Source organism: Lunatimonas salinarum (assembly GCF_017811155.1).
Lineage (GTDB): Bacteria > Bacteroidota > Bacteroidia > Cytophagales > Cyclobacteriaceae > Lunatimonas > Lunatimonas salinarum.
On the sequence record NZ_JACVCV010000001.1, the window covers coordinates 1 to 26,419 of the forward strand.

The window sequence follows — 26,419 nt, forward strand, 5'->3', positions numbered from 1 at the left end:
AAATTGGTCCCATATCCGTGGGAAAGGGAAGACTATGCCCCGAAAATTGACCACCTACAGCCAAAAGCGAAAAAAACACACTTTCGGCGAAAGGAATTCCAATCACAAAACCTTAACTTAATAGCATTGGGTAATGGCTCCCTTAGCATTTTGTAACGCTTCGTTCCTTCCCTTAAATGGTGGGGTCACAAGGGTGTATACTAACCATATTGAAAATAGTCCAGGGGCTGAATCGGCAACACCCCAATCGTAAAATAGATGTTCATTCTGATAGGGGCGGTAATAGCTTATCGAGAATTTATTGATAATGGCTAGACCAAGAATTTTTATATAATAGGTCTTTATGGAAAATGAATGAACCTGGTTCATCAACGAACAATGCATCTTCGCGAGGATTAAATTATCTGTAGATGTTCACCATGATACAAATTTAGCTTTGTAGACTGAAAAAATATTTCAGTGGGTACACTAATTCGAAGTTTGATCAGCTGATGTATTTTGAAGTTAGACCGTGCTATTCTTGGCGTTTCTTTAAAGAATGAAGGTAGGGGCAAATTGGGTTGGTAGTGGTGGCGAATGACGTACAGCAAGTCTGGAGCAAATAGTAAGGCGAAAATTATTATTTAACATAATATAAATTATGTAACAAAAAACAAAGTAACCTTAAAAACTGGTCTCCGCAATCAAAAATGATTATTTTACCACGCTATCAGAAACAAACCTTTGCACCATCACTTAGCCAAAATTAAATAACCCTAGAATGTGTACAACGAACAAGCCACCTGAATACTGGATGAAAGAAGCGATCGCATTGGCAAGTTACGGGATGCATCGTGGATACGGCGGACCCTTCGGCTGCATCGTCGTCAAAAATAACCAAATAATCGGTAAAGGATTCAATTCAGTTCTTGCCACCAACGATCCGACTGCGCATGCCGAAATCGTAGCCATACGGGATGCCTGCAAATCCTTGGGGTCTTTTCAGCTAACGGGATGCGACCTTTATACCTCCTGCGAGCCCTGTCCCATGTGTCTGGGGGCCATTTACTGGGCACGTCCCGATCGCGTATTCTACGCCTGTACCAAAGAACAGGCGGCAGAAGCCGGCTTCGACGATGCCTTTATCTATAAGGAACTGGATCGGGCTCCCAATGAACGCAAGATTCCCTTTATACCTCTCCAAATTCCCACATCTGATAAACCCTTTCAGGATTGGAAAGAAAAAGAAGACCGTACAAATTACTGATGACAAAATCTGCAGGTCTCACAACGACGTTTTTCGAAAAAAGCTAGTAATCAGACCTGGTAGGCAGACGGACGCTTATAAAGCGCCCATTCAAACAACGCATAAAAAACCAAGGCAATCCAATACCAATCCGGCTGAAATTGAACAATAACCGCGAGATGCAAGAGAATAAATCCTCTCACCGTGGATTTGATTGGTATCAACGCTCCTACCTCGTTTTTCTCGCTGGTCAAATGGGCAGCCACTTGGCCAAAGACCATCACCGTAGTTCCGGTGACACCAAAAAACCAAAACCAACGTTCCCCTAGCGGTTGCAGCCAAAATAACAAGAGAGATAGCAATACAAAGAGATCCCCTACCCAAACCGTTTTGGTCCAGCCATATACCACCGGAAAAGTACGGTAATTAGTGGCCCTATCGGCCTCAATGTCTTTCAGGTAACCGATTAGCACAAAATTGGCATAACTGATCAGGGTTAGGAGTATATATCCATAGTAGGCGGAAGGAAATTCCCAATCGGTGGACACGCGGACACCAAAATAACCCATCATAGGTAGTAAAGCAACGATCCAACCGTTGTAAAACGGCCCTCCAAACCAAAAATGCCTTTTAATATAGGAATAGGTGGATAACCCCACTACCGCCGTCAAACTGAAAATGAAACTCAGTGGATGTAGCCAAAAAAGGATCAAGCCAGATAGCAAAAGACCCAACACACTGGTAATCAAAACCGAACGTATGGAAATGATTTCTTGCGACAAGGGCCTATAAGGAGCCGATAGCTTATCCGTATCGGTTTGAAAACAATCGGTAAGCGCCTGACCAAAGCCATATCCCAAAAATAAGGGGAGAAATGTCAGACACCACTTCCACACAGCTTCATCGCCCTGACTGCCCATAGCGATACCCGTTGCCCCTGCCGCTCCGGATACAAAAAGCAGATAAGGGCGCATTTGGATCCCATAAGCCTTCCAAAAAGGCCATTCGAAAGCGGTAAAAACGCTAGTTGGTGTTTTCATAGGCTAGTCGGAACCTAGTAGTTTGATTGCTTGGTTTTTTACCGAAAACTTTAGCATGCTCCCTTCAGCTGTTTCCCCGTCACATTCAAAAACAAGGGGTTCACTGCATAGTATCTCTAATCTGTCTGTAAAGGTTGACAGCCGGTTTTCGCTGGGCTCAAAATTACCCTGTCCCAATTGAATCAACGTTTGGATCAGCTGCCATTTGCTCATGCTTCTACAGATATGCAGGCCCAATAACCCTGCTTCTGATTGTGGGCCTTGAGGATAACGTAGGTTTCCTGATACAAAGCGGGATCTTAGGAGATGTATGTTGGATACCTGCATGTCCGAGTCAATGTCGTTGTATCTGATGCGCAGCCTTCTATTTCGGTGCGTCAGAATGGTCGATAGCGCGGTCAATGGTATCGCCGCATCGGTGCTTCTTTTCTTAAGCCATTTGATGAAGAACCCTGGATGATTGAAGCGTTGGTTGCCCTCCGCTGTCACCCCTATGCTGGCGTTTATCAGGAAATATTTCTGCTGTGGTGTCCGAAAACTGTCTTGGTACGAGACTTCTCCTACATCTTGAAGGGTATCCTTCACTACATTAATACGGACCGGAACTTTTCCTATACATGCTTGAAAAGGTTTTAGAAAATCATTGCTTGATCCGAGGCCGACAGCGCCCAAACCTATGTCGCTGGCCCGGCCTGATCGCAAAAGCACATTGGCGAGTTGGTGCATGCTACCATCGCCACCGGCAGAAACGAACGTGCCCTGATGAATCGTGGCAAGGATCTCCCCTGCCCGATTGGCCATTTCACTTACACTTTCCGTAATTATTTCCGCTGCGCCGGGAAGTCGCTTTCCCACCTCATTACGAATGGCTTGCCATCTTTTCCATCCCGCTCCGCCGTGACAGTAAGGATTGACGAACACAAATACGGGCTTTTGCATATCTGAGGTTAAATGCTGTTTTAAACTAAAGACATCGTACATCAAGTTGCACAGCGTCGCTCGACCGCAGCGGAAAATCAGTTACCAAGTAATACCCGTACCGATTGATTGCTAGGTGGCGGATTGACCGATAGACCATGTCCCCTTTGCGGCAGCATACGAGCAGATGGGCAATTCCGGATTGTTCAAGATCCTCCAATACAGGATTCAAGTGAGCTATGTTGCTTGCCGACTGATTGTAAAGGATGGAAAAGGACAGGATATCTCCTTCGTTTGGGACATCCTTGTATTTGCTCGGATGGAGCCTTTTAAGAATTCCCATACCCCATTTGATTATACTCTGTATCTTTCTGATTTTCAATGTATAAACATGATGCATATGAAAGCACCCCAGGCCACTCCTATAGGCAGTGTAGTACCTGTCAGGTATCTTTTCCGCATCGAATAAGCGTACGCCAAAAAGCTCCTTTCCCGCCTTCACATGGGGTATTCCATTGATTCTGGCATTCGTGGGAATGGTCAGGTAGACAAAATCATACAAGAAGATACGAGAAAGAATTCCTGCCGTCATCCGGATGACAGGGGCATTGGACAATTTGGCTGTAATGAAATTTTTTGTCAATCCATGGGGAGAAAAAAAACGCCTGTACATTTCTCTTGCCATATGTTTACCCACCCCCCTATTCCTGGCGCTAGTAGCAACCTTTGCATCCAAACCAAACCCGACAGGTATCGTAGTGCCGTTAATCTGAATCGTGGTCCTTGCAGCGATGGCCGTTCCCAGGATGTCGCCATGCACATCAATAGCCATTCCGGCATAATGCTCTTCAAAAAGCAACGCTCTACTCAGAAAATGCGCTTTTACCATTTGCAATTGGATGTTTTTGCCTTGGACGATGGAGCTTTCAAACTTCAAAAGTTCCTCGTCATAATCTTCCCGATAGGAAATTATTTCGTAGTTAGACGGGCTCATAGACTATTAACATAAGAAAACACCTGATACATCCCTGTACTTTCATCAGAGGTATGATCCCTTACGGAGTTATTGCCTGGAAGCCTGCCCTGCCAACCACCAACCATTCGGTTACGTAGAAAGGTGCGCCACACCAAAACATGTTCTTGGTTGGTTAATTTATCGATCAAGTGATACAGGTAATCCGTGTCCTCAAAACTCAAGATATCTGACAGGGAATAAAACACCGGTTCAGTAAGCCCCCAGGTGTTTTGGGTTACAAATCGTAATACATCCACGTGGTGGTATTGGATGGTGATTGATGTTCGTAATAGGTTGGATTTAACCTCGGAAAGCACGGCTTGACGCACAGAAGGAGGCAGATCCGTATCGTCCATGTCATGTAGGTTTCCCTTGAAAATCAGATGAGCCATAAAGCAGCGCTGCATCTTATTGGGGTTGCTCAGTTGCTTCAGCCCTTCGGCGATATAATTCACTTGTGCATCTTTGCTGACAAATGCCATGTCTTTGTTGCCGGCTATGCGGTAAATGGCCCTGAGGGAAAACAGGTTGAGCAACAGGTTCCATCTTATCCTAAGTAATCCTTCGAATGACGTTCCCCGGTGAAATGCATCCTGAAAGTCCTTTCCAAGGTATTTGATCACCCAGGGCCTCAGGCGGCCCAAGAACCGTTCAAAATGTCCCGCATGGATAACTCCTCCTTTAATCAGCCTTTTTTCTTCTTCCCAGTAGGCTATACATGAAAGGGAAAGACCCGCTTTCAGTTCTTCAAACCAATTTATTCGGATGGAGGCTACCGCGGGCTTGTGCCCACAAAAACGTAGATAATCGTCAACGCTTAGCATCTTCAGTGCGCAAATTTTTAATTCCAACAGGAAAAGCGCTGCCGTATTTACATCTACAGCATGGACGGTCTGAAGCCCCTTCTTGTCCAACAAGGCAATGACCCGTTCCCCGCTACCGGTTACAGCGACCAGGGTTTTGCAGGATGTCTCCTTAAGCAAGGCCTTTTCCACCCGATTATCCTCATTTACGTGGGTATAAAACAACCTCCTCATAATGGGTACGCGCTTGGGTCGTTCCAGACTTCATCAAGCGCGGTAGCGAGCCGATCGATATCTTCTTTGGTATGCGTGGCCATCAGACTGACCCGGAAGCGTTGCTTATTAGCCGGCACGGCGGGATATTCAACGGAGTTGACAAATATTCCCTTTTGATGCAACAACCAAGCTGCTTTTCGAATATCCATTCCGGCCGGTATAGCTAAGGTTAGAATCGCAGCCTGTGGTTCTGCATACAATCCCAAGTGCCTTAGTTTGCCCACCGCATAGGCCATATTCTGAAATAACTCAATACGTAGCCACGGTTCTCGCTCCATCACTTCCAATCCAGCCAGTACAGTGGCTGCAACGGGTGGCGGAATAGAGGCCGAAAACATGTACGGTCGGGCGTAGTACCGCATATATTCCACCAGAGGTTTGGATGCTGCGACGAATCCACCACAGGTAGCGAAAACTTTGCTGAAAGTCCCCATAGAAAGGGCTATTTCTTTTTCGCAGTTCAAATGGGAAGCTGTACCTCTCCCACCTTCACCCAAAACCCCTGTACCATGGGCATCATCGACGATCAATGCAGCGCCATATTGCAAGCATAACGCTGCGATTTCATCTAGCGGGGCCATGTCTCCATCCATGGAGTAAACGCCCTCTACGCAAACGTAAACCGAGCCTTCCGTGTCGGCGCCGTAGCTCTCCAGTAGTTGGCTTAGGTGGCTTACATCGTTGTGCCTTAAAATATGTGATTTCGCTCTGGTAGTCATTAGGCCATCGTAGAAAGAAGCGTGACTTAATTCATCGTAGATTATGGAGTCCCTATGCTCGGCCAAGGCTCCCAAAATGCCCAAATTGGTCATAAATCCAGACGAAAACAGCATAGCAGATTCTTGCTGCTTGAATGCGGCCATGCGGTCCTCTGTTTCTTCTATTAACTTAACGTAACCATTGAGCAACGGAGGCCCGCCAATTCCAGCGCCATACCTGTCCATCGCTTTCTTCACTTGTTGAATGACGTAGGGATGGTTGGCGAGTCCGAGGTAATTGTTGGATGCAAACATGAGCATCCTACGTGGCAAATGGGTCAGTGGGTCAACCACCTCTACCTCCCTTTCTGACGCACTGTAGACGGTTCGCCTATAGGTATGTTGCAGGTCAGACATAAACCGTGAAAATTCATCCACCCTTTCCGGTAGTTTTTTTCGCCTTGTCTGTAGATGCATGGTTCTTAGGTTGGCAATCGTGGTGTTTGTCATGGCTAAGTTCATTTTTGTGAGCACCAGGAGGTATGCTGCGCGTACAATCGTTCCAGGTAATTGGAAAGATTGCCGTCTGCTCCAGCATATAAGTTGGGAATAGTGGCCGGCTGGCATTGCACCCGTAAGCCGTCTGTATCAAATGAAAGGTATGGCTCCGCAGTTATCCGTCCCAGATATACCGGGGCCCATTCATCAATCACACAGGCCTTCAAAAACGGCGCATTCAAAGCTTCCGAGACGGTAAATACCAATTCATAGTCTCCGTGGGGTCCAGCCAACAAGATCCATTCGGGAAGGTTGGCATGCCTATGTATAGTCAATGCCTCATCTATCAGCAAATCGGTCACCGGCACCTCCAAGCGGCAACCGATGTGGTTAATTTCACATAATACTGCCAGCGCAGGAAGCAACCCATCGCTGCTGTCCATGCAGGCACTTGCAAAACCCCGAATGGTCTTGCTTTCCTTTAGTCTGGCAAACGGCTGATAGCGCAAATCGACAGATGCATCAAAAAAACGGGCATACGCAAATGCATTGCCCGCCCCTGCAAGCGATGTGGTATAGACATGGTCACCGGGAGCCGATCCACTGCGCATCAAAGGCCTGCCCGTTTTGATATGGCCAATTGCCGTTGCGCTGATCGAAAATCCATCGGCAAAGCTTGTGTCTCCACCCAGCACGTAGACGCCATAAAAGCTGCAGGCCGCGCTGATTCCCTCTTGAAGCGCCGTCTCCCAGCACTCCTGCCGGTGCTTGGTTACATGCAATGAAAGTAACAGTCCCCATGGGACTGCACCCACGGCAGCCATATCACTTAGGGGGGCGATAACTGTCATCCAGCCGATCAGAAAAGGATCCGTATACAGCCCGAGGGTAATCTCCTCGTGTATGCCATCCGTCTTTAGCACCAGATACTCCCCGTGACACCGAATGATCTCCGCATCAGCTTCCATCAGACCATTTACCTGCAAAGGATGTCTCGGAAATACGCCGACAAGTTTACGTACGAAGTCAATTTCCAGGTTATTTTCCATAATACACTGAGTCAGCACATTGATCTACTCGGATTAGGACATCTCCGTTGTTGCCCCATCCCTGTCTTAAACGTTGTTAAAAATCTGAATTAATGTCCGGTAATGGAAATTGGATATTGCTAATCGATCGACTATTTTTTGCAAAAAATACTAAAGTTTTTATAGCAATATCTAGCTATATTTGATTAGACACAACCCTATCAGATATACCAAGCCCCTTATATATATCCTATGTTTTTAAGTTCATCTAGCATATTGTCCCATGAAAGAAGATCCACATAAAAGCGTTTATCCCGAAAATAACCAGGGATTGGAATTTGAAAAATTCAAATACAAGGTTGAGTTGGTAAAATGGTTCATTGGCAGCGTTACGTTGGTTATCGTTTCCATGGTCATCGAATGGGGATTTCGGGATCGTGCGGCTGGATTAAGTGAAATAAAGGAATACGATAAATATGCAACGGAACTCATAATCCTAAACCACGACCCCGTCAAAAAACGGATGTTGGCGCAATATTTCTCCTCGGTCACTCCCTCTAAAAAGCTGAAGCAGGGTTGGCTGGACTACTATAACCAAGTGGATAAGGAATATCAAGCATTTATGTATCAGGATTCCCTTGATAGAGTTAGAATTGCGCAGCTAAGGGGCGACTCGGTAGCTTTACTTGATCCAACGACAAAGAATGAACTACAGGAATTGGAAGAACGAGTTAGTGAAAGCAATAGAATAATAGCGCAACCGCTGATTCTACCCGATAAGCCAAAAGTACAGCCAATTGTCTACATTCAAATTGGGGATAATGCCGGTCGAAGTAAGGCTAATATGCTAAGAGCAAAGATCACCACAACTGGAATGCAGGCACCTGGGGTGGAAGTTGTGGAAAGTGCCAAGGGGTTAGCGATACATGAAATTCGGTATTTCTGGGAGCCCGATGCGATCTATGCTAACATGCTAAAATCTTTACTGGACGAAGATGATATCACAACTGTTGTTAAATTCATACCAGCCTTTAAAAGTACTGCGAAAGAGGGAACCATAGAATTGTGGTTGAGCTCAAATTACTAATAGCCAAAAATCATCCCATTAACTTGGTGCCAAAGGGGATCTGGGAATTGGGAAGAACGCGAGTCTTTCCAATTCCTTCAAACCCAAACGAACAACCACCCGGCAGGTCGTTCCCTCCTGATATGGGCAATTCGGGTTATTGGGTGTAGCCAATACTGATATTTCCACATAGTCTGCAAAGCATTTCTCATTTTAATCCACAAGCCCAAACCACTTCACCGCATTCTGGTAGAAAACCTTATCTACCACTTCCCTGGGCAAATCCAGCCCTTGAAAAGACGTATCTATCAGCGAACTCTCCATCGTGTTCGAAGTGACAAAAAACTCCCAATCCCTTTTCCAGTTATCTTCCATGGCCTGATTGAGTTGTTCCCGGGTTCGTTCGCCGTTGTCTGCCAAGTCCGTTCCGTACAGGATGCGGTCCTGGTACTGGATAAAAAAATTACGCACCTTTTCCCTATTCTCCGCGGTTTGGTAAAACACCTGCCCCATTCGAGCGGCAAGGTCCACTGCCATATTGGGGAAGCGATCCAGGCGCTTGGCCAACTCATCCACGTCGTATTCCAAACTGCCCATGTGGGCACCTACAAACTTCAGGTCAGGGTTTTTCTCCAATACCCGGTCCCTTCGTCCTATTAACTCCTCATGGGAAGGCATATCTGGTTGCAGGTACATGTGGTATTCGGGATGCCGTCCATAATACCGGCGGTCGTTATTGGTAGTCATTTCCTCCAGTGGCAACCAACAGTTTTTGGGTTCGGCCAAGTGCCCCATCAGCACTTTGCCCCGGCTTTTTATATGCGCAAAGATTGGATCAAATTTCGGGTCGTCGATCTGAATGAGGTTTCCCGCTGTGTCTCGGGATACCATGCCGATATTTTTCCACACCTTCACCCCTACCGCACCCGCGTCAAAGCAGGAATCCAGCCAAGCCAAGGTTTTCGACTCCCAAGCAGGGTCATCCCAATCCGACACCGCAAAAGCAGTAACCATATCAACCCATCCCGGTGCTGCCTGATGTTGATTTAGCCCAAAAGCAAATTTTCGAAATACATCTTCCCAACCCTTGGTGTACTCCAAGGATACATTTACCAACCGAACATTATGTTCTTTGGCCAGGTCAACAAAAAGAGGTCGCTCGGTTTCCAAATGTACGTGAACATCCAGTTTCGGTACATTTTGATAATCCGCCAACGTGTACTTTTCCGGAGCATGTTGACAAGAAACTAGAAGCGTCGACAAAGCGATGAAGCAGGTGGCAAGAGTTATCGATATCTTTGGCATCACGAGGGAAGGGCTGAGAGGTCTATTGGATTTTATCTGAACGGGGTGAAATTATTCCTAAAATTACGTTAATTTGGCCAGCAAAGGGTATAGCTACAAATCAGCTTTGCCATGTTGAAACAAGATTTAATCGTAAACTCTCTTCAAATTTAATGAAATACGCGAGAATTGCGCTGTATGGTGTCTTTTTTACCCTATGTATCAGCGTAGGATGCAATCAAACTACCCGCCCACCGGAAATATCTCCCTTGGATCGATTGGACCCAAAGCGTGCGGAAGCTCCTTTTCCAAAAGTCCAGATTCCAGAAGGTGTAGATTTGGAATCACCCAGATGGCAGGGAATTGACCTCTCGCCCGTGCCACCGGTGATGCCGCTTTCAGCCTCCCAGCAAAAAGAAACCTTTATTCTTAAGCCTGGCTACCGGATCGACCCAATCCTTACCGAACCGCAGATAAAGGAACCCGCAGCCATACAATTTGACGGTAATGGACGCATGTACGTGCTGGAGCTGCGCAGCTATATGCAGGACATCGATGCTACCGGGGAGCTGTTACCTACCTCTCGAATTTCCCGCTGGGAGGATAAAGACAACGACGGGTACTATGAAACCGGCGTAGTCTTTTTGGATAGTCTGGTCTTTCCGCGTTTCGTAGTTCCGTTTGGTCCGAACACCATTCTGTCCATGGAATCCAATGAAGACCATGTATATAAATACACCGATACGAATAATGACGGACGTGCTGATAAGAAGGAGCTGTTTGCCACCGGTTTGGGAAGATCAGGGAATGTAGAACACCAAACCAGCTTCCTGACCTGGGCGATGGACAACTGGATGTACAGCACGTACAATGCCAAACGAATCCGCTGGACCCCTGACGGCGTACTGCAGGAACCTACCGGTAACCCTTGGGGCCAATGGGGAGTAACCCAGGACAACTACGGGCAAGTGTGGTTTCAGGACGGAGCTGGCGGGGTTCCTCAAAACTTCCAGTTTCCGCTTGTTTATGGAAATTACCGTGTCGAAGGCCAATTTCAAGAGGGTTTCCGCGTCCCGTACAGTCTCGTAAAGCTTGCAGACTTCGAACCAGGCATGCGGGAAACCAAGCCCGACGGCTCACTAAACAACGTAACCGGAGCTGCCGGAAACGACGTATTCCGGGGAGACCGCTTGCCCAAGGAATTGGTTAACCAATATTTTTATGGCGAGCCGGTTGGACGGATTATTCGTCAGGTTCGCTCGGACAAGAAAGAAGGACTTACCTACATTCAGAATGAATACATAGATTCAGAAAGTGAGTTTATCCAATCTACCGATCCCTTGTTCCGTCCGGTAGATATTGCAACCGCACCGGATGGGACCATGTACATTGTAGACATGTATAGAGGGATCATTCAAGAAGGAAACTGGACGCAGGAAGGCAGCTACCTACGAACTAAACTGCTTCAATACCAAATGGATGACATCATAGAAAACGGTCGTATATGGCGGATTACTTACGATGGAATGCCCCGAAGCAAGGAAAAACCCCGAATGTACGAGGAAACCTCGGCCCAACTGATAAGACACCTCTCCCACCCAAATGGCTGGTGGCGTGACATGGCCCAACAGACCATAATCCTAAACCAAGATAAATCGGTTGCTAAGGAGTTGGAAGAACTGGTGAAGACATCTGACAACGAGTTGGCACGAATCCATGCGCTATGGACCCTGGAAGGCCTGAGTATTTTGGACATACAACTCGTGAAATCGCTGTTTAAAGACACAAGTACCAAAATGCGGATTCAGGCGCTTCGGGCCGCGGAAACGCTCTATAAATTTGGTGACAAAAGCCTGGAGCAATCCTTTAAAGAGTTAGCCCGTGACAGCGATTCGGAAGTAGCCATTCAGGCCATTCAGAGTGCCTATGTACTTGCTATAGATGGGCTGGAAGACCTGCTGAAATCCAGCCATCAGACCGTAAAGGCAAAAGGTCCTCAGTTGGTTGTAACCCAATTAGTAGATCGCATGGAAGAGGCCAAAAAGGTTGCGGAAACACAATTTACGGCTGAGGAACGTTCTTTGTTTGACCATGGAAAGTCCATCTTTGACAGCTACTGCGCCACCTGCCACGGACCGAAGGGACTTGGCACGCCAACAGGCGGTGCCGGAGGAGAACTGATCGCTCCGGGATTTTCGGGTTCTCCCCGTATCATGGGGCACCCGGAATATGCTGTTAAAGCATTGCTGCACGGCCTTACCGGTTCAATAGAAGGAAAGGAATACGAGGGTGTAATGATTCCTATGGCAGTGAATGATGATCGTTGGATAGCTGCCGTGGTTTCTTATATACGCAATGATTTTGGAAATAAGGCTTCTTTTGTCTCTCCCGACTATGTCACAGCGATTCGAACTCAAACCGCCGGCAGGAAAGAGAACTATCGGTATGATGAATTGATTCAAGAGGTTCCCAAAAGCATGTTTCCTCAGGAAAACTGGATGGTGACCGCAAGTAGTACGGCCCTGCAAGGAGTAGGTTCTACACGGGATCCTTCGTATGCATTTTCATACAAAGGATGGAAGACGGAAGGTCCACAGCGAAGCGGAGGCTGGTATCAGATCAGGCTCCCAACTCCCGCAACGGTCACCGAAATTCAATTTGAATCGGACGGTGACCAATTTCCAGTATCCTATGGCGTATCTGTTTCTTCAGATGGACAGACTTGGAAGGAAGTAGCCGGGGGATCAGGCACTAAAGGATTGAACACACTAGCTTGGAGTCAACAAGATCCGATAAGAGCAATCCGGATTCATTGTACGCAGGACGCCGATCAGCCCTGGATGATGAAAAAACTGACCTTGTTTGCAAGGTAAGGGACGATTGTTTTCTGACCATTGATTAGTGGCTCTAACCAATGGTCAGAAATTATAAATTTTAGTCATTTGCGATGGATGAAGTAACTTCCAAACCAAACGCCCAGGTACGCTTGTTCTATTTAACCTTATCTACCTATGAATTATAGATTGATTACCTCTTTCATTATATTTTTTGCTTTTCATCAGCTACATGCCCAAGAGCAGGTAAAAAATGACTCGATAATGATCACCATCTTTTTAAAGCACCACCAGGATAAAAATATCGATGAGCTAATCGAAATACGGGAGCGAAATGGATTTACCGAAAACTTTCCACCGGCCTCGGCAAGGGTCATGTCCTGGTATGTCATGATGGGTATCGGACAGGTAGTCACTGTAAAAATCCCGGCATCGGAGCTTCGAAATCTGAATATATCGGTAGAACGAAGTGTCTGGGGAGCATTTTCTACCGAGTTTTATCCTACTTACGACCTATACCCGACGGTATTGGAAAATAAAGCGAAGTTGGAGAAATAAGGTAAGCTAGTGAGATCTGCCACCGCCTTATCTACCCAAGGAGCTGATGAGTTCATTATTTCTGATTTCTGTTTCTCAAAAAATGAATCGCCGCTAGTAGCGGTTTAAAATATTTCCAACTATACCTAAGTATATCCCCTTACTGCACCAATTGACGCAAAACTGGGGTTATTAGTTGACTAGGGAAAATACACCTTGCCAGTGAAAAAAATTTCAGTGCGGATAAATAATTTGAACCAAAGGGATAGAACGGATTAGTGCATCTTGCCTTCTTTACTAAGCTCATTTTTAATCGCTTGAAAAAGGAGCTCCTTTTGAATCGCTGCCCCGCAAGTGGCCATCGTTCTTAGCCCCACCTGCTGTATGATGTTTACAATATTCGCACCGGTAAGGGTAAATCTCCGAGCCAGTTCGTCAATGTCTATGCCATCTTCCAAAGGGACATTTTCGGGCAGGCTATTTTTCCAAAGGGTAACCCGCTCCTTATAGCTGGGCATATCAAAATCCACCACAGTTTGAAACCGGCGCAAGAAGGCATTATCAATATTGGATCTGAAATTTGATGCTAAAATTACGAGACCGGGATGGCTTTCTACGCGTTGTAGAAGATAGGACACCTCTTGGTTGGCATACTTGTCATGGGCATCCCGCACAGTTGTACGCTTTCCAAATAATGCATCTGCCTCATCGAAAAAGAGAATCCAATTTTTATTCGCTGCTTTATCAAACAACTGGGACAATTGCTTTTCCGTCTCTCCTATATATTTGGAAACCACCAGCGATAGATCTATTCGAAAGACATCTCTATTGGTATGCTTTCCCAATAGACCTGCCGTCAGCGTTTTGCCCGTGCCTGGCGGTCCAAAAAACATGACACGATATCCCGGCTTAATAATCCGCCCTAGTCCCCACTCATCCGTTAATCGCTCATGGTATTGGAGCCAATGTTCGATCTCCCGGATCTGATCCAGGGTTTTTGTCGGAAGAACCAGATCTTTCCATTCCATCTGGGTTTCTATGTGTTCTGCAGGGAATTGGCTGTTAAAGGTAGGCCTGCGCGGCCCTCCGAAAAGTAACTTTTCCAGGTATTCATCTTCCAACAGCAGGGGGCCAGAAAAAAAGGGTTCTTCCTCCCCTGTTGAACCCAGCCTTACGATCTCCATTTTGAAAAGAATGGAATCTTTGAACAAAGGAAGGTATTTTCTCCGAACATCTACATCTGAACCTGCCAACAAGTATAATAACGTTTCGCCAGTGGGAATGATGCCCCTGTGATGCTTGCTCCTCACTCCTCCAAACTCGGGAAACTCTCCACCCTTTGGAATATATCCTGCTATCTTTTGAGACAAAAATTGAGGCGACAAATAAGGCAAAAGCGTCAAGAACAATACCAAAAGGTCTTTTTTTTCGAGCGCTAGGCTCTTAATCAGGATGGCAATGGGATCCATTTCGTCTAGGATCACATTAATCTGTGGCCTAACCAGCGTATCTGTCCTTCCAAATTCCCGATCTAATCGTGCCGTTAACACAGCGTCCAAATAATTCAATATCGCCTCCATCCTAGTCTTTTTGGATCTCCCGGATTCGGTTTTTGTAAAGTAATGCCTTAGGATGGTCGGATTGAAGGTTCAACGCCCGATCAAGGTAGGTTTCTGCTTCTGCATACCGTTCCATCCCGCACAAGACGACGGCGGTATCCGTGAGTAAATCCGTATCATTAGAAAAGAGCTTTAACAGGAAGCGGTACTGTTTTAGTGCTTCCTCGTGTTTTCCAAGTGCCAGCAAGTTTACGGCAAAAAAATTGCGGGAAGCTTTATCATCGGGATTTTCGGCTAGGGCTCTTTTAAAGGCACGATCAGCCCTTCCATAATTCTTGGCTAAAAATTCTGCTCTACCCACCTGAAACCAAATCTCTGTGGAATCCTTACTCTTTGCTAGCTTGTAAAGTAGCTGCAACGCTGTATCAAATTCTTCGAGTTGAATATGCAATAATGCAAGTTGATAGGGGTAAGTATGTTCTTGGGAGACTTCGGTCAGTTTTTCGTATAAAGCGATGGCCTCATTTAATCTGCCTTGGTGGGTATATAGCTTTGCAAGGGATGCAAACGCAGGAAGGTAATTCTCCTCAAGGTTCAAGGCCCGCAGGTAGTTGGCTTCTGCACCGCCCAAATCACCTTGCATGGCAAGCGCATTGGCTTCGTTTACCAGGTAGTTGGATTTAGGTTCTAACTCAAAAGCCTGCTGAAAGTACTTACAGGCCTGCAGAAAGTTTTTTTGCTGGTGAGCGAGGAGTCCCAGGTTATTCCACACAGCCGGGTTTTCATTATCCAATTCAAGCGCCCTTTGATAGCATTCGCCAGCCTTATCCCACTCCTGTTTGAAGAAATGCCCTACCCCTTGATTGTTCCAGTTGATCGCGTCTTCTTCCATTTACCCAAATAAATCATTTTTAATGGATCTAGCAAGTCCCACTGCAGTATCCACTACTTGGATGTCGGGGTATATTACCTCTATGTCATCTAGAGACATATCGAAGGCTTCCCCTTCCTGATAATGTATGGGAAAGATAATGCCAAACTGAATATCCGGTCCCCAATTGAATGAAGCCAAGTTGTGCCGCCAAGTCTCCGATACGGATAGCCAGCCAACACCGAGTGATGCACGGGCAAATGCATTGATATCAAATGTAAACTTGGGATTAACCGTGATACTGCCTCTGGCATCCAATATCAATCCCGTCTGCGGAGTCCAGTTGATATCTACTCCCGCGGCTGCCTCTCCCTCCAGTCCTAACGTACCGGCTATCTCAATGCCACCAGAAAGACTGGCGATGGCCACGCTTAAGCCTAGCCCCATATCTCCACGAAGTGTGAGGCCTGCATCTGCGGGGATCACGAAGCTTCCGCCACCCCTTACACTGGTTTCTTCTTCGTGATCCGGATTATAGGTAATCTCGGCCGAAAGGTTTCGAAGTTGGCCCGGGCCAAATCCAGCCTTAAAGTCTAATCCTCCGCCAATCTGAGCGACCAATCCCAGACTGCGTGGTCCTAGCGGGATCGCAAACAAAGGTATTTCTATGGTGGGTACTCGAAACAGGTTTTTGGTATACTCCTTTCGTGGAAATACATCATAGGTGTCTGTCGCAAGGCGTGCTGTCACCTCCATTTCTCCATTAGGAAGGAATTTAACCCCTGCGGTCGCAGCCAGCCAGGGAGTTAATTGGAGCGTTAGCGTACCTCCTCCAAACACCCGGATGGTGTCGTCCGGATCTCCCGATGGCTGTCCATCTTCCCCAACAATGCGGTTGGTGGCGCCTAGCTCCAGGGAGCCACTGAGCATTCCCCTGTTATAAGCGGCTGTACCTACGATGGTCAGGGCCCCGTCTTCATAGGTAACGCCTAGACTTGAATTGATACCCGGGATATCCGGCTGCGCAGTTCCGGAGACGATTATCCGGTACCCCCCCTCTCCCTCACCCCGGGATACCCGGGCCTCTACATTACCGCCTCTTATGCCTGGGACATCACTTGAGATAGCAAAGTTGCCTCCGATCGAAAACCCGTCCGCTCCATAGGTGACATTCATAGACCCCTTTTCGATACCGGGAATATCCAGCTCGGCCTCACCCTCGGCGCTAAAGGTATTTTCACTGTAACTTGCGGTGATGGTAGCATTTTTTACTCCCTTCACCTTCCCGGCCGGTATCCCGATAGTTCCGCCAATGGTCCACACATTGTTTTTATACTCCACGTTTATCTCCGCGGGATCGAAGAGTTGTGAGTCAAAATTGAATTTACCAGCAAGTTCAAACCCTCCAGAGGTAGATGCCGAGGCACCAATGGATCCCTCGCCAACCTGCTGAATACCAAAATCAATGTTTCCCGTTACACCGAAGCCTGAGCTACCCAAAAACACCTCCAATGTCGACGAACTAATTTCAAACGGAGTAGGAACATTTAGCTCTCCGAAATTAAACAGTTTACGTAGTCGTACCTGCTGGCCTTCAAAAACAACATCAATGTCTGCATTGCTGATAAGGGGAATAGAGGGATGCACTTTGCCGATGGCATACAGATTCATCCCTCCTACCACGTCAATTGACTCCTCATCCAACTCCACCGGGCTCATTTTTTTCAATTCAAAAAAGTTTCGCAGACGGCTTCTCAAGCCACGAACCAAAAATACGTCTGTTTCCTGCTGCTCTACCTCATAGGTTGAGGTTTCTGATTTCCGGACATTATCCTCATCAACAATCGGGTCTAAAATGATAGTATTTACCTGATGGTTGGCGACATCTCCATCAACATAGATGGAAAAACTACCGGTTCTATAACCATTTGCATTGTAGGGTACTACAAATCCCCCACCGCGTTGGGAGGTTTTTAGAAAAAAATGCCCCTCAGGCACTTCAAAGTTACGAATGTCAATCAGAGAATCCTTTAACGGGTTCTGGACTGCCGTTGGGTTGGTAATCTGGGATTGAACAATGGTAGAACCCGCTACATCTATTTCCGGAGAGACCGATTTCACGTAGATATTGTAATCCTGCACCGCCTGATTGGGATCTTGGGTGACACCGGCATTTCTATAGTGGTTTAGTACACGTTCAATATGCTGGTTTTTAAGACTTCTTACCCTTTGACCAAGGTCGTTGTTGACTCCTCCTTCGAGCAGTATTAGGTTATGAATGTTATCAACGTTCTTGTTGCCACCTGCAACTTGCCAATCTACAATATGCTCCACTTGGTAGGTTGTCGGATTTCCTCCATTATCCCACTTTGGAATTAGGACTTCGTTTACCAGCTGAGTTAGTGTCCCTCCGAAAGTGACCGTAGGATTATTCTTTAATACCAGCGTATACTTATTGTCAGGGGTGGATATACCGGTTACTTTACTCTCCAAAATCTGTCTTACTCCCTCTCTCACACTTTGATTCCAAATAGCTATTTGGCGTGTGCTGCGTTCTCCGGATTTCGGCAATTTGTAATCAGGACCCTCCCACATCCCGCTCAGGTTGCGCTTCACTTTAAAGTTATTTAACTCCATCTTATAGCTCCCTCCTTCCTGAGAAATCTTTCCGTGAGGGGAAACCGGGATATCATCCACACTTACTGTCGGTGTTGGACTGGTAGTCTGTCGCTGCACATTCGGTTTGCTAGACCCTTGCTGTAGCGTATGGGTCAGTTCATGGGCAAGTAGATGCTGACCCTCCTTGGATCCGGGGTTGTATTTGCCTTCGTTAAAGTAAATGTCGTTGCCATGGGTAAAGGCTTGTGCCCCCAATTCGCGACTTAATTGCACCGCATGGCTGTCGGTATGGATAGTTACCCCACTGAAATCGGCCCCAAAACCGCTTTCCATGTGCTTCCTTTCGCTGGACCCCATCGGAGAGCCTATACCTTTTGTGGATCGGATACTGTGCTCAACGGAGGGATGAACCCGCCCACCAGAAGAACCACTGGCCTGCACTTCATCATCCTCTTGTCTTTGTGCTTCCTCATCGGTGGACTTTTGGGCCATTTCTTCCTCCTTGGCTTGAACTGCATCTTCCGCCTCTAGGGGTTCTCGATTAATCACCGAATCGGAGCTTTCTTCCTCAAGCGCAGCCTGAACCGATGGGTCCTCCTCAGGCTCGTATCCCCGCTTATTCACCGTATCTTCTTCCTCTTTTGTCTGAACCAATTCTTCTTCCTCTTTCATTTGAATCGGTTCTTCGTCCTCTTTGGTCTGAACCGGTTCTTCTTCCTCCCCCGACCGCATCAACGCACCCCCGGTAAAAAAAGAACCGTCAACTGGTTTACGTACCACCACTTGATCAGCTGCCTGGTCTGCCTCCTTTTCAAACGCGTCTTCGGGTTGATTCACCTCCATCTTAGCCTGCGGAAGAAAAAAATCGGAAGCCCCTCCTTTTCTGAAGTAGCTATGTCCTTTTGGTTTGGATTGGGGATTGGCCTTTTCCATATCATTACAGTATTTTCACCATTCTACAAATACAAGCTTTTTCTGCCAAGGCAGCTTAACCACCCCTAGGTTAAAGGGAAGACCTTTTAAGAGGACATCTTGCGCCTTTCGCTCAAGGACCAGTCGGTACCGATCGGGTTCCTCAATGATCTTGCCCTCCCGCTGTAAAAAACCAGTTCTTACGGTTTCTTTACCGGTATTCTTCAGCTTCTGCCAGTTTGCCATCAGCGACTCCAGTAGAAGATCACATTTTCTGAGTTGGTCATTGGTGAGCACCAATCCCTTTTTGTAGGGAAATAACCCATTCCAACCAACCAAAAACTTTTCAAATCCAAGCTCAAATTCAAACGGCTTCAAATTACCTGTAGCTACATAATGCAGCAGGTGCAGCCCCAAAACCGAATGGGTCATTTTTTTATCTTTCCCAATTACATCGACGTCTTGAAAAAAAGCTAAAAGAAAGGGATGAAGTAAAATTAAGCCAGCATGAATTACCGGAAGACTGTAATCCAACTGTTCGGTAATGAATTCTTGTTCACCTAAAGCGACCTCCGATGGCAATGATGTATCTAGGCTGGTTTTTATAGGCATTCCTTCCAACAACTCGCTATCGTCAAAAAAATGGTTCAACCTTGTTTTTGACAGTATCGCTTCGATGTGCGACTCAAAGCCATATATCCTTGCTACTTGCTGCCAAAACCGAGTCCACTTCTTTTTTGGAAGAGCGGAAGGACTAATCAGCGGCCAAATTCTTTCCAATGAATCTACCTGCCCACCTGAAAAATCATTGCTCGATTGGCTTTCCAACCAGTAAGTCAGAAATAGGATATGATTAAATTGTTGGATGTTTTGATTGAATTGCTGGTTCAATTCGTTAAACCTGTCCAAAGAGATAGGCCGATTCACTAGGTGGTTCATCAGGTGGACAATCTCCTTCACTCCATACTGCAAATACAACCTGATTTTGGCCTGTGGCATTCGTAACACGGCGCTAGCCAAGGCACTGAACTCCTGAAGTTCAACCCAATTGCTCCCTTGATCGGTATACGACATTTGCCGGGGAATCAGGCTTGCAGCAAACCACGGTTTTATACCGTGCTGCAGGAAATAAAGCCAAGCGTAAAAACCTTTCTGTTCCTCACTTAAAAATGTATATTTGCTTGATTCGTGGCTTTTTAAAAGCTCTTTCTTAAAGTATGTAAACACCTCCGGATTACTCCATCTTTTCCATTCATCAATGGTAAATGGCGGTAAATCAGCCTCCTCAACAACGCCATGTGACGCTTGGTCTTGTACTTCCAGTTGTCGGATTAGCTGATTGGAAATTTGCCGTATCAGTGCGGGTTGTAGGTCTATAGAATCGATTTGATGCAGGTCGATGTCAACGGTGAGGGAAAGGTCGGAAAGCAGCAAGTGGTTCTCTGAGGAAAGAGGAAACCGTTCGCTAAGCCATTTTTCAATTTCGGGAAGTATGCGCTTTTCCAAAAAGTCATGAATATTTCGTTCCACCGCCTTGGCGTTGTCAGTAGATGCCGTTATCACTTCGACAGTTACTTTTTGGATAAATATTTCCTCGTTATTCGTGGGCATAATATTTGTATTGTTCCCTTTTTTTCCTACATTTATACCACGACGACAGTCGATTTTACTGGCAATGTAAAGCGAAATTGGAAAAGGTCAGTACGTTCACAATCTGGGTTTTGGCACATACGTTGAGCAGAGTTTCAATCGTTAAGCTTTTGACTTCAGATAACAAAGTGACGATAACAGGCAGAAGTACAAGGAAGCACGCCCATGAGGGGTCATTCACTATCCGGAAATTAGCTGAATGACCCCTTTCATCTGTCAGGTAAGTTAGAAGGCCCCGCAATCGTTCCCCCTGTCGCAGTTATACGCATACGCTCCATCCCATCAATCATCAAAACCCTACGTGCTACCCTAGGTCCATCAAAGTAGATATCCACAGCTTCACCAAGTGTGGCAATCAGATTTTCAAAGAATGCCCTATCGGACTCCCGGCCCAAAACCAGAAACAGCGATGCTTTCGTTGCTTGGGTTTTATGGTGAAGACCCTGCCGTAGTCGCAGAAACCTTACAATGGGGTCGTTCGTATTGGAACTTGCCCCATATCGGTTGATCATTTCAATACTGACCCAACTTCCATCCAACCAGTCTCCCGTTAAATAGAGTTCAAAGGGTCTTCCGGTGGCATTTAAGCGGTTGAACACACCCATTATGATGTTTAATACTGATTGTGGCAACTGATCTTGGCGGGTAATGAATCTTGGGTTCACCAAGGCGTTGCCGGATCGGGACAACTGATCGATCAAGCGGTACCACTCCGCCCATTTTCCTTGGTATTTGCCGTAATCGTCGTCCTTATTTTCGGGGGCAAATTCCATTTGCAGTTGCCTATAGGTAGTATCCCGATACCTCCTGATTTCTTCACTGCGTAGCGCATTTAGCCTGAATTGTCTATCCGAACGGAACATGCCGTCTTGGGTGTAGGTAAATGCAGGTGCACTTAAGGAAAGCGTTGTGTCCGCAAAGGTGACTCGAAACTGATCATCGTATGCCCGAATGATTACAAAACGCTTCAGATCCTCGTTGAAATCAAATACTAACCCTGCAGGAAAACGTCGATTCAGCGCTTCTGTGATGGCATGCATGCGGCGCATCAGGATCTGTTCCAAAGGCACGAGTATTTCGGTAGTTCCTGCAATTTGGGATACGCCATTTATACTGTATTCCCGTATCACCAAACGGTACACCTTTGGCGTAACACCTACTCGGCGAGGCGTGCCTCGTAGGCTCCTTGCCAAATTATTCAGGTAATTTAGTGTGCTTATCCATGGATAGGTCGATTGGGCCACCTTGACATGTGTCGGCCCTGTGGATTGGTCTGTCACAGCCACCCGATAATCCAACGCAAGGTCTCCAATCACCTCGTTGTTGTGGCTTAATAAAATCAAGGTACCCGATCGGCGAACGCCCGCCAAATGACGGCAAGATCCGTGGGCTTGCAAAAATGTCCGCAGTTCTGCATAATTTTGGTAATCGAATCGAAAAAGGCCAAAATCCAGTCCAAACTGACGTTGAATATTGGTGACTGCCTGGAAAACATTTTCTGCATTACCACGCAAATGACCTCCTAAATAGTAAAAAGTACTGTATTCATTCTCGTTTAACAACGGATTTTCCCCCAGGTTATACCGGTGGTGAATGGGATTAACCTTCTGTTGGATGGACCAATTTTCAAGCAAACCGGTCAAATTGCGGTAATAAAAGGGAATACTGTGTTCAACGTTGCTATTCGGCTGCCCGGCACTAGGAATTAACCGAACCTCCGTCTCATCCTGCAAATTGAATGCATTCAGCATCAAATAGATTTTCTTCAGGTAAAAGCGGATACGATGCTGTTTTTGATGGTAATCTGACACAGCTGGAGAGGGATAGAAAGCATGTCGATAGCCTGCACCTACTAGCCTGCCTAAAAGGAGGTGTTTTGGAAAAGCCTGGATAGAAGGATTTTCCAATCCCGAAAAAGAAGCCACCTCGGAGAGTAACCCTCGATAAACCTCCATCAAATCACTCAAAAAGCGGTATCTGTATTGATTATATTGAAAAGGTCCATTCGTGGGAAAATTGAAATGCTGCCTTATAAGCGAATCAACCTGCTCGCTAAACGTTGCTATCGTAGCATCTCCCTCCCAAAGAAACTGAACACTGGTCAACATAATTGAAAGCTCCTCAATAAGCTCTTCTACACTGTTTCCTTGTACGATTGCGTCTCGGTATAAGCGGTCTAGCAATAATGGTGTATATGCATTGGTATCATTTATCACTACTTTCAATGGATGCAGATACGTCAGTTCCGAAATACCGATTCGAAGTTGTTCAAAACGTTGATAAATGGTATCCGATGCTATCAAACGCTCCATGGCAGCCGTCTCAACTAAAAGGCACCTGAGCGCTGCAACCTGCTCCAAACCCTGATTATCACAGTTTATATCCCCACAGATATCCTGATCGCGTGAATAACTTTCCAGGTAGAGGACTAAAACCCATTGATCCAGATTGGAAAGCCCTGAAAGGGATATTGCTCCTTCTTCCTCCTCATTACAAAGCTCCCATAGGGATACCACTTGAGATCCCTCTTCGTGGAACAAAGGGTATGCTGCTTTATCATCTTCAAAAGGCTTGTAGTGCGTGAACGATAACTGATCAATATCAATAGACTGCTGATTTCGTGGACTTTCTGGAATACCCGACTTAAGCGTGATAAGGTCCCCATCGGTAGTAATGCCATATCCCTGCCCAATTTGAATACGCCTCGCACCTACCTCTTCTACCACTGATACCTTCAAACCATTAACAATGCCTACGCCTATCAATCCAATACGGGTAAGCCTATCCTGATCCTCAAAAAAAGCTATGCTTTCATTTAGCTGAGTATGTGTCAATACCTGATCGGCTTGGTATTGCCGATAATGGGTAAGTATACTGGATAACTTGTTAGCCATGGCCATTTGATTTTAAAGGGTACCTAAATTCGTTCTACCTAATATGATCTTTTCTTCCCAACCCTGCTCGTCTTCTGATGCACAGTCAAACAGACTTCCCTGTGGATAGACTGACTTCAGGTTGGAAAGCACTTCAATAAACGCTTTGTCTGCTGCTTTGCTGCCCTTGCCTAAGTGTTCAAGGAAATTTCTAAACGAATTCTCGAAGAGAACCAAGGGATGTTGATCATCAGGGATTTCGGGATTGGACGAGCCAATCCAGCAGATTTTAGCCAAAATATGGCTAGGCAGTTCTTCCCTGATCAAATTTTCCAAATAGTCCCGGAATACCAAATCAGCCAGTCGGAAACTATTACCTGGAAGAACTACGGTCACTCGGAAGGAATAGGGATCCAAGACACCATCCGCCTGGCAATCTTCTCTACAAAATGGCATAAATGTTTGATTATCCGATTCGGAGGGCTCAAAGGAAGGTCTGAGAAGGATATGTTCCACTAGAAAGACACCTTCATCCAGTGCCTGTTCTGACACAAACTTCACAAATCGCAAAATTGCTGCTTTGATATTTTGCTTCGAATAATACCGGTACTGACTCGCAATAATTCTTTTGGAGTCGTTAGGTTCGGTTACTGCCGGGTTGATAATACTAAAGGAGTACCTGTCCGAAGGAGATTTGGTAATCCGAAAGCATCCCACATCTTGGGTTTCATAGCCGGAATCCTCTGTTTGCAGGAAATGGTTCTCTATCTGTGCCTCTGTGATCCGCCCCACAAGCTGCATTACGAGATAGATTTCTTCGTAGGCATGGCTACTATTTCGATAGTTTTCGGTGGCAGACAGCAGTATACTCCTATTGGTATCCAACATACGCCAACGGAATACGGATTCACCCTTAGAACTTGTAAATGGATAGAGCTGTACGAAGGAATTGAATAGGTGTCTTCTTACGTAGGATTTAAACCCTGCCAGCAAGGAAAGACGCTTTTCAAATCCGGAAACATTCGAGCTGTTCCAAAGCTGTTCCGGACGCTTTCGAAAATAATCAAATGCATTTCCAGACTCGCTACTAATAGCTCCATACTCCCTCAAAAAGTAACCTTGTGCTTCCAACACCTGCTCCTGTGCGACATCTCCGTATCTCTTTTTCATCACAAAGGCATATTCACTGAAGCGTTCTCCGAACCGGGCGATGAGGTGATCAAGCAATTTTCTCCGCTTTTCCAATGGTTGATCCAGAAAGCCCATAAACAAATCGGATAGATCTGCGCTTTCATACCATTCCCCCAAGTATTCCTTGGTATCGGCCATGTCCAGCACAGCTTGGGTAAACAGGGTTTTGGCCTGATTGCCTCTGACTGATAGGAGTTCCCTTATTTGGGAAAGATGTTTGAAATAGCTCGCCAACACCTGATCAAAAAAATGTAAATAGCCCTTTAATTGCTTAGACTGAGCCTTGCGCAAAGGGCTGGCATTTTCGGAAAGGCCAGTTTTTCCAATGCCGTAATTTTCAGGAAAGGCACTCCGGATACTGAAATACCGGTCTACAGCCAAAGTTGAAACTTGAGGCAGTGGCAAAGTGCCCGCATGCATGTTGTTTTTTTCGTCCAGCGCGGCAAGCGCCATTTGTTCCTTGTAGGTATTGACCTTGGCAGTATCGACATTTAGCGGCAGTAAGCCTTTGCTGAAGTTGAATTTACTCTTGTTGCACAGATAGGGTTTACATCCTGGTTTAAGTGGCACGACCCATCTGTGATCATCAGCAGGCTGATCGCAATCTCCGAGCTGAATATCTTTGATCAATTTGACCCCAGGAATGTCCATGATTCGCTTGATGATGTCCGAGAGCCTCACCTCTGTGCGAAGCCCTGCAGCCATCACTTCATTCGGATCCAAAAATCCGTGTCGCAGACTGGGTCCCTCATAAATCTGATCGGTCGAAAATCCTTTTTCGATCATTTCGGCGAAACGGTACCTATTGACAGGGGCTGAAAAATAACGGGAAAGGACATTTTCAATCTGCGCCTGCACCAATTCTTCATCGGCCGTGGGCTGAACTTCAATAAGGGCACAGACACGTATGGGATGGCGTCCTACTTCCGTAACCTCAATCAGATCCTCACAAAGGTTTCGGTTTTTGTGATAGCGCTGAAGGACTTCCTTCTGTACTTGTTCGATGGGCACACTTCCATCCAGATCCAAGAGAACTCTGTGAAGTCCTTTTAAGTCAAAGAACTTTTGGTGTCGTTTTTCCAGACCCTCCCAAACGGTATCTTCGTAGCCCATCTTGCGGTTCTTACAGTCTACAAAAACCCGTTTGGAAAATGGCGCTATCCACGCGTTTCGTACCCCTTTGCAATCAATGAAAAGCATGCGGTAATCCAATTCGTTCAGAGCCTTTATAGGCAAAATGCTTTCTGCTAGGTGAAATTGATGCCCCCATCCTTTTTTTCTATCTCCGGCCAACAGCTGCTCCATGGGAAGTGAGAGACGGTATTCCAGATCGGTTATGGCATAGCATACGGCTTCCAGAATAGTGATGCCTGGGTCGTGGGTATTATAATCTGTCCATAGGGCAGCTGCTACCGACTCAATGTAGCGGATCCCCTGCTCTCTTAAGAATTGAAAATCCTGCCCATCATTTCGGCGGATATTTTTGGGAAGGGCGATATGTGTTGGCTTTCCTGCCATGGCC

17 protein-coding genes are annotated in these 26,419 nt (G+C 46.2%); 4 read left to right on the forward strand and 13 right to left on the reverse strand.

Translation table 11 applies throughout. The features are described from left to right. Nucleotides 1-760 precede the first annotated feature (760 nt). Nucleotides 761-1,246 carry a nucleoside deaminase gene (locus IAQ59_RS00005; RefSeq protein ID WP_245189323.1) on the forward strand — a complete coding sequence of 162 codons (486 nt, stop codon included), beginning with the start codon at nt 761-763 and terminating at the stop codon, nt 1,244-1,246. A gap of 50 nt (nt 1,247-1,296) precedes the next feature. Here IAQ59_RS00005 and IAQ59_RS00010 read toward each other — a convergent pair whose 3' ends face one another. Genes IAQ59_RS00010 through IAQ59_RS00035 form a run of 6 tightly spaced genes read right to left on the reverse strand, consistent with a single transcriptional unit; the run spans nt 1,297 to nt 7,522 of the window. Beyond that, entirely contained in the window at nt 1,297-2,265 is a 969-nt protein-coding gene (locus IAQ59_RS00010) for a UbiA family prenyltransferase (protein ID WP_209328720.1), read from the reverse strand. A gap of 3 nt (nt 2,266-2,268) precedes the next feature. Continuing rightward, entirely contained in the window at nt 2,269-3,204 is a 936-nt protein-coding gene (locus IAQ59_RS00015) for a diacylglycerol/lipid kinase family protein (RefSeq protein ID WP_209328721.1), read from the reverse strand. A gap of 25 nt (nt 3,205-3,229) precedes the next feature. Further along, on the reverse strand, nt 3,230-4,177 hold the full coding sequence (locus IAQ59_RS00020) for a hypothetical protein (RefSeq protein ID WP_209328722.1): 948 nt from the start codon (nt 4,175-4,177) through the stop codon (nt 3,230-3,232). Then, the gene (locus IAQ59_RS00025; RefSeq protein ID WP_209328723.1) at nt 4,174-5,235 is read right to left on the reverse strand and encodes a DUF3419 family protein; all 1,062 of its coding nucleotides are present in this window, start codon (nt 5,233-5,235) and stop codon (nt 4,174-4,176) included. The genes IAQ59_RS00020 and IAQ59_RS00025 overlap by 4 nt, the downstream gene beginning before the upstream one ends. Continuing rightward, nucleotides 5,232-6,485, reverse strand: coding sequence for an aminotransferase class I/II-fold pyridoxal phosphate-dependent enzyme (locus tag IAQ59_RS00030; RefSeq protein ID WP_209328724.1), 1,254 nt, complete (start codon nt 6,483-6,485; stop codon nt 5,232-5,234). Before IAQ59_RS00030 ends, IAQ59_RS00025 begins: the two co-directional genes overlap by 4 nt. A gap of 8 nt (nt 6,486-6,493) precedes the next feature. Next, nucleotides 6,494-7,522 carry a thiamine-phosphate kinase gene (locus IAQ59_RS00035; RefSeq protein ID WP_209328725.1) on the reverse strand — a complete coding sequence of 343 codons (1,029 nt, stop codon included), beginning with the start codon at nt 7,520-7,522 and terminating at the stop codon, nt 6,494-6,496. Nucleotides 7,523-7,784: 262 nt separating this feature from the next. On the opposite strand from IAQ59_RS00035, the gene IAQ59_RS00040 reads away from it, so the two are divergent. Next, complete coding sequence (locus IAQ59_RS00040; RefSeq protein WP_209328726.1) at nt 7,785-8,588, forward strand: hypothetical protein; 804 nt, start codon at nt 7,785-7,787, stop codon at nt 8,586-8,588. Nucleotides 8,589-8,780: 192 nt separating this feature from the next. On the opposite strand, the gene IAQ59_RS00045 is transcribed toward IAQ59_RS00040, so the two are convergent. Next, complete coding sequence (locus IAQ59_RS00045) at nt 8,781-9,830, reverse strand: amidohydrolase family protein (protein ID WP_245189324.1); 1,050 nt, start codon at nt 9,828-9,830, stop codon at nt 8,781-8,783. 194 nt (nt 9,831-10,024) lie between these two features. Between IAQ59_RS00045 and IAQ59_RS00050 the strand changes: the two genes are divergently transcribed. Together IAQ59_RS00050 and IAQ59_RS00055 are read left to right on the forward strand one after the other, a co-directional pair. Beyond that, complete coding sequence (locus IAQ59_RS00050) at nt 10,025-12,724, forward strand: DUF7133 domain-containing protein (protein ID WP_209328728.1); 2,700 nt, start codon at nt 10,025-10,027, stop codon at nt 12,722-12,724. A 138-nt stretch (nt 12,725-12,862) separates the two neighbouring features. Continuing rightward, nucleotides 12,863-13,243, forward strand: coding sequence for a hypothetical protein (locus IAQ59_RS00055; protein WP_245189325.1), 381 nt, complete (start codon nt 12,863-12,865; stop codon nt 13,241-13,243). A gap of 254 nt (nt 13,244-13,497) precedes the next feature. Here the strand turns inward: IAQ59_RS00055 and IAQ59_RS00060 are convergent, their stop codons facing one another. The 6 genes from IAQ59_RS00060 to IAQ59_RS00085 form a co-directional block, all read right to left on the reverse strand. Beyond that, a complete protein-coding gene (locus IAQ59_RS00060) occupies nt 13,498-14,802 on the reverse strand; it encodes an ATP-binding protein (protein ID WP_209328729.1) in 1,305 nt (434 codons plus the stop codon). 1 nt (nt 14,803) lies between these two features. Further along, on the reverse strand, nt 14,804-15,673 hold the full coding sequence (locus tag IAQ59_RS00065) for a tetratricopeptide repeat protein (protein WP_209328730.1): 870 nt from the start codon (nt 15,671-15,673) through the stop codon (nt 14,804-14,806). After that, complete coding sequence (locus IAQ59_RS00070; protein ID WP_209328731.1) at nt 15,674-19,204, reverse strand: eCIS core domain-containing protein; 3,531 nt, start codon at nt 19,202-19,204, stop codon at nt 15,674-15,676. It lies immediately after the preceding gene. A 15-nt stretch (nt 19,205-19,219) separates the two neighbouring features. Next, on the reverse strand, nt 19,220-20,794 hold the full coding sequence (locus tag IAQ59_RS00075) for a contractile injection system tape measure protein (protein ID WP_209328732.1): 1,575 nt from the start codon (nt 20,792-20,794) through the stop codon (nt 19,220-19,222). A gap of 248 nt (nt 20,795-21,042) precedes the next feature. Then, the gene (locus tag IAQ59_RS00080; RefSeq protein WP_209328733.1) at nt 21,043-23,727 is read right to left on the reverse strand and encodes a hypothetical protein; all 2,685 of its coding nucleotides are present in this window, start codon (nt 23,725-23,727) and stop codon (nt 21,043-21,045) included. Between the two features lie 12 nt (nt 23,728-23,739). After that, nucleotides 23,740-26,415, reverse strand: a complete 2,676-nt coding sequence (locus IAQ59_RS00085) for a hypothetical protein (RefSeq protein WP_209328734.1) — start codon at nt 26,413-26,415, stop codon at nt 23,740-23,742. Nucleotides 26,416-26,419 lie beyond the last annotated feature (4 nt).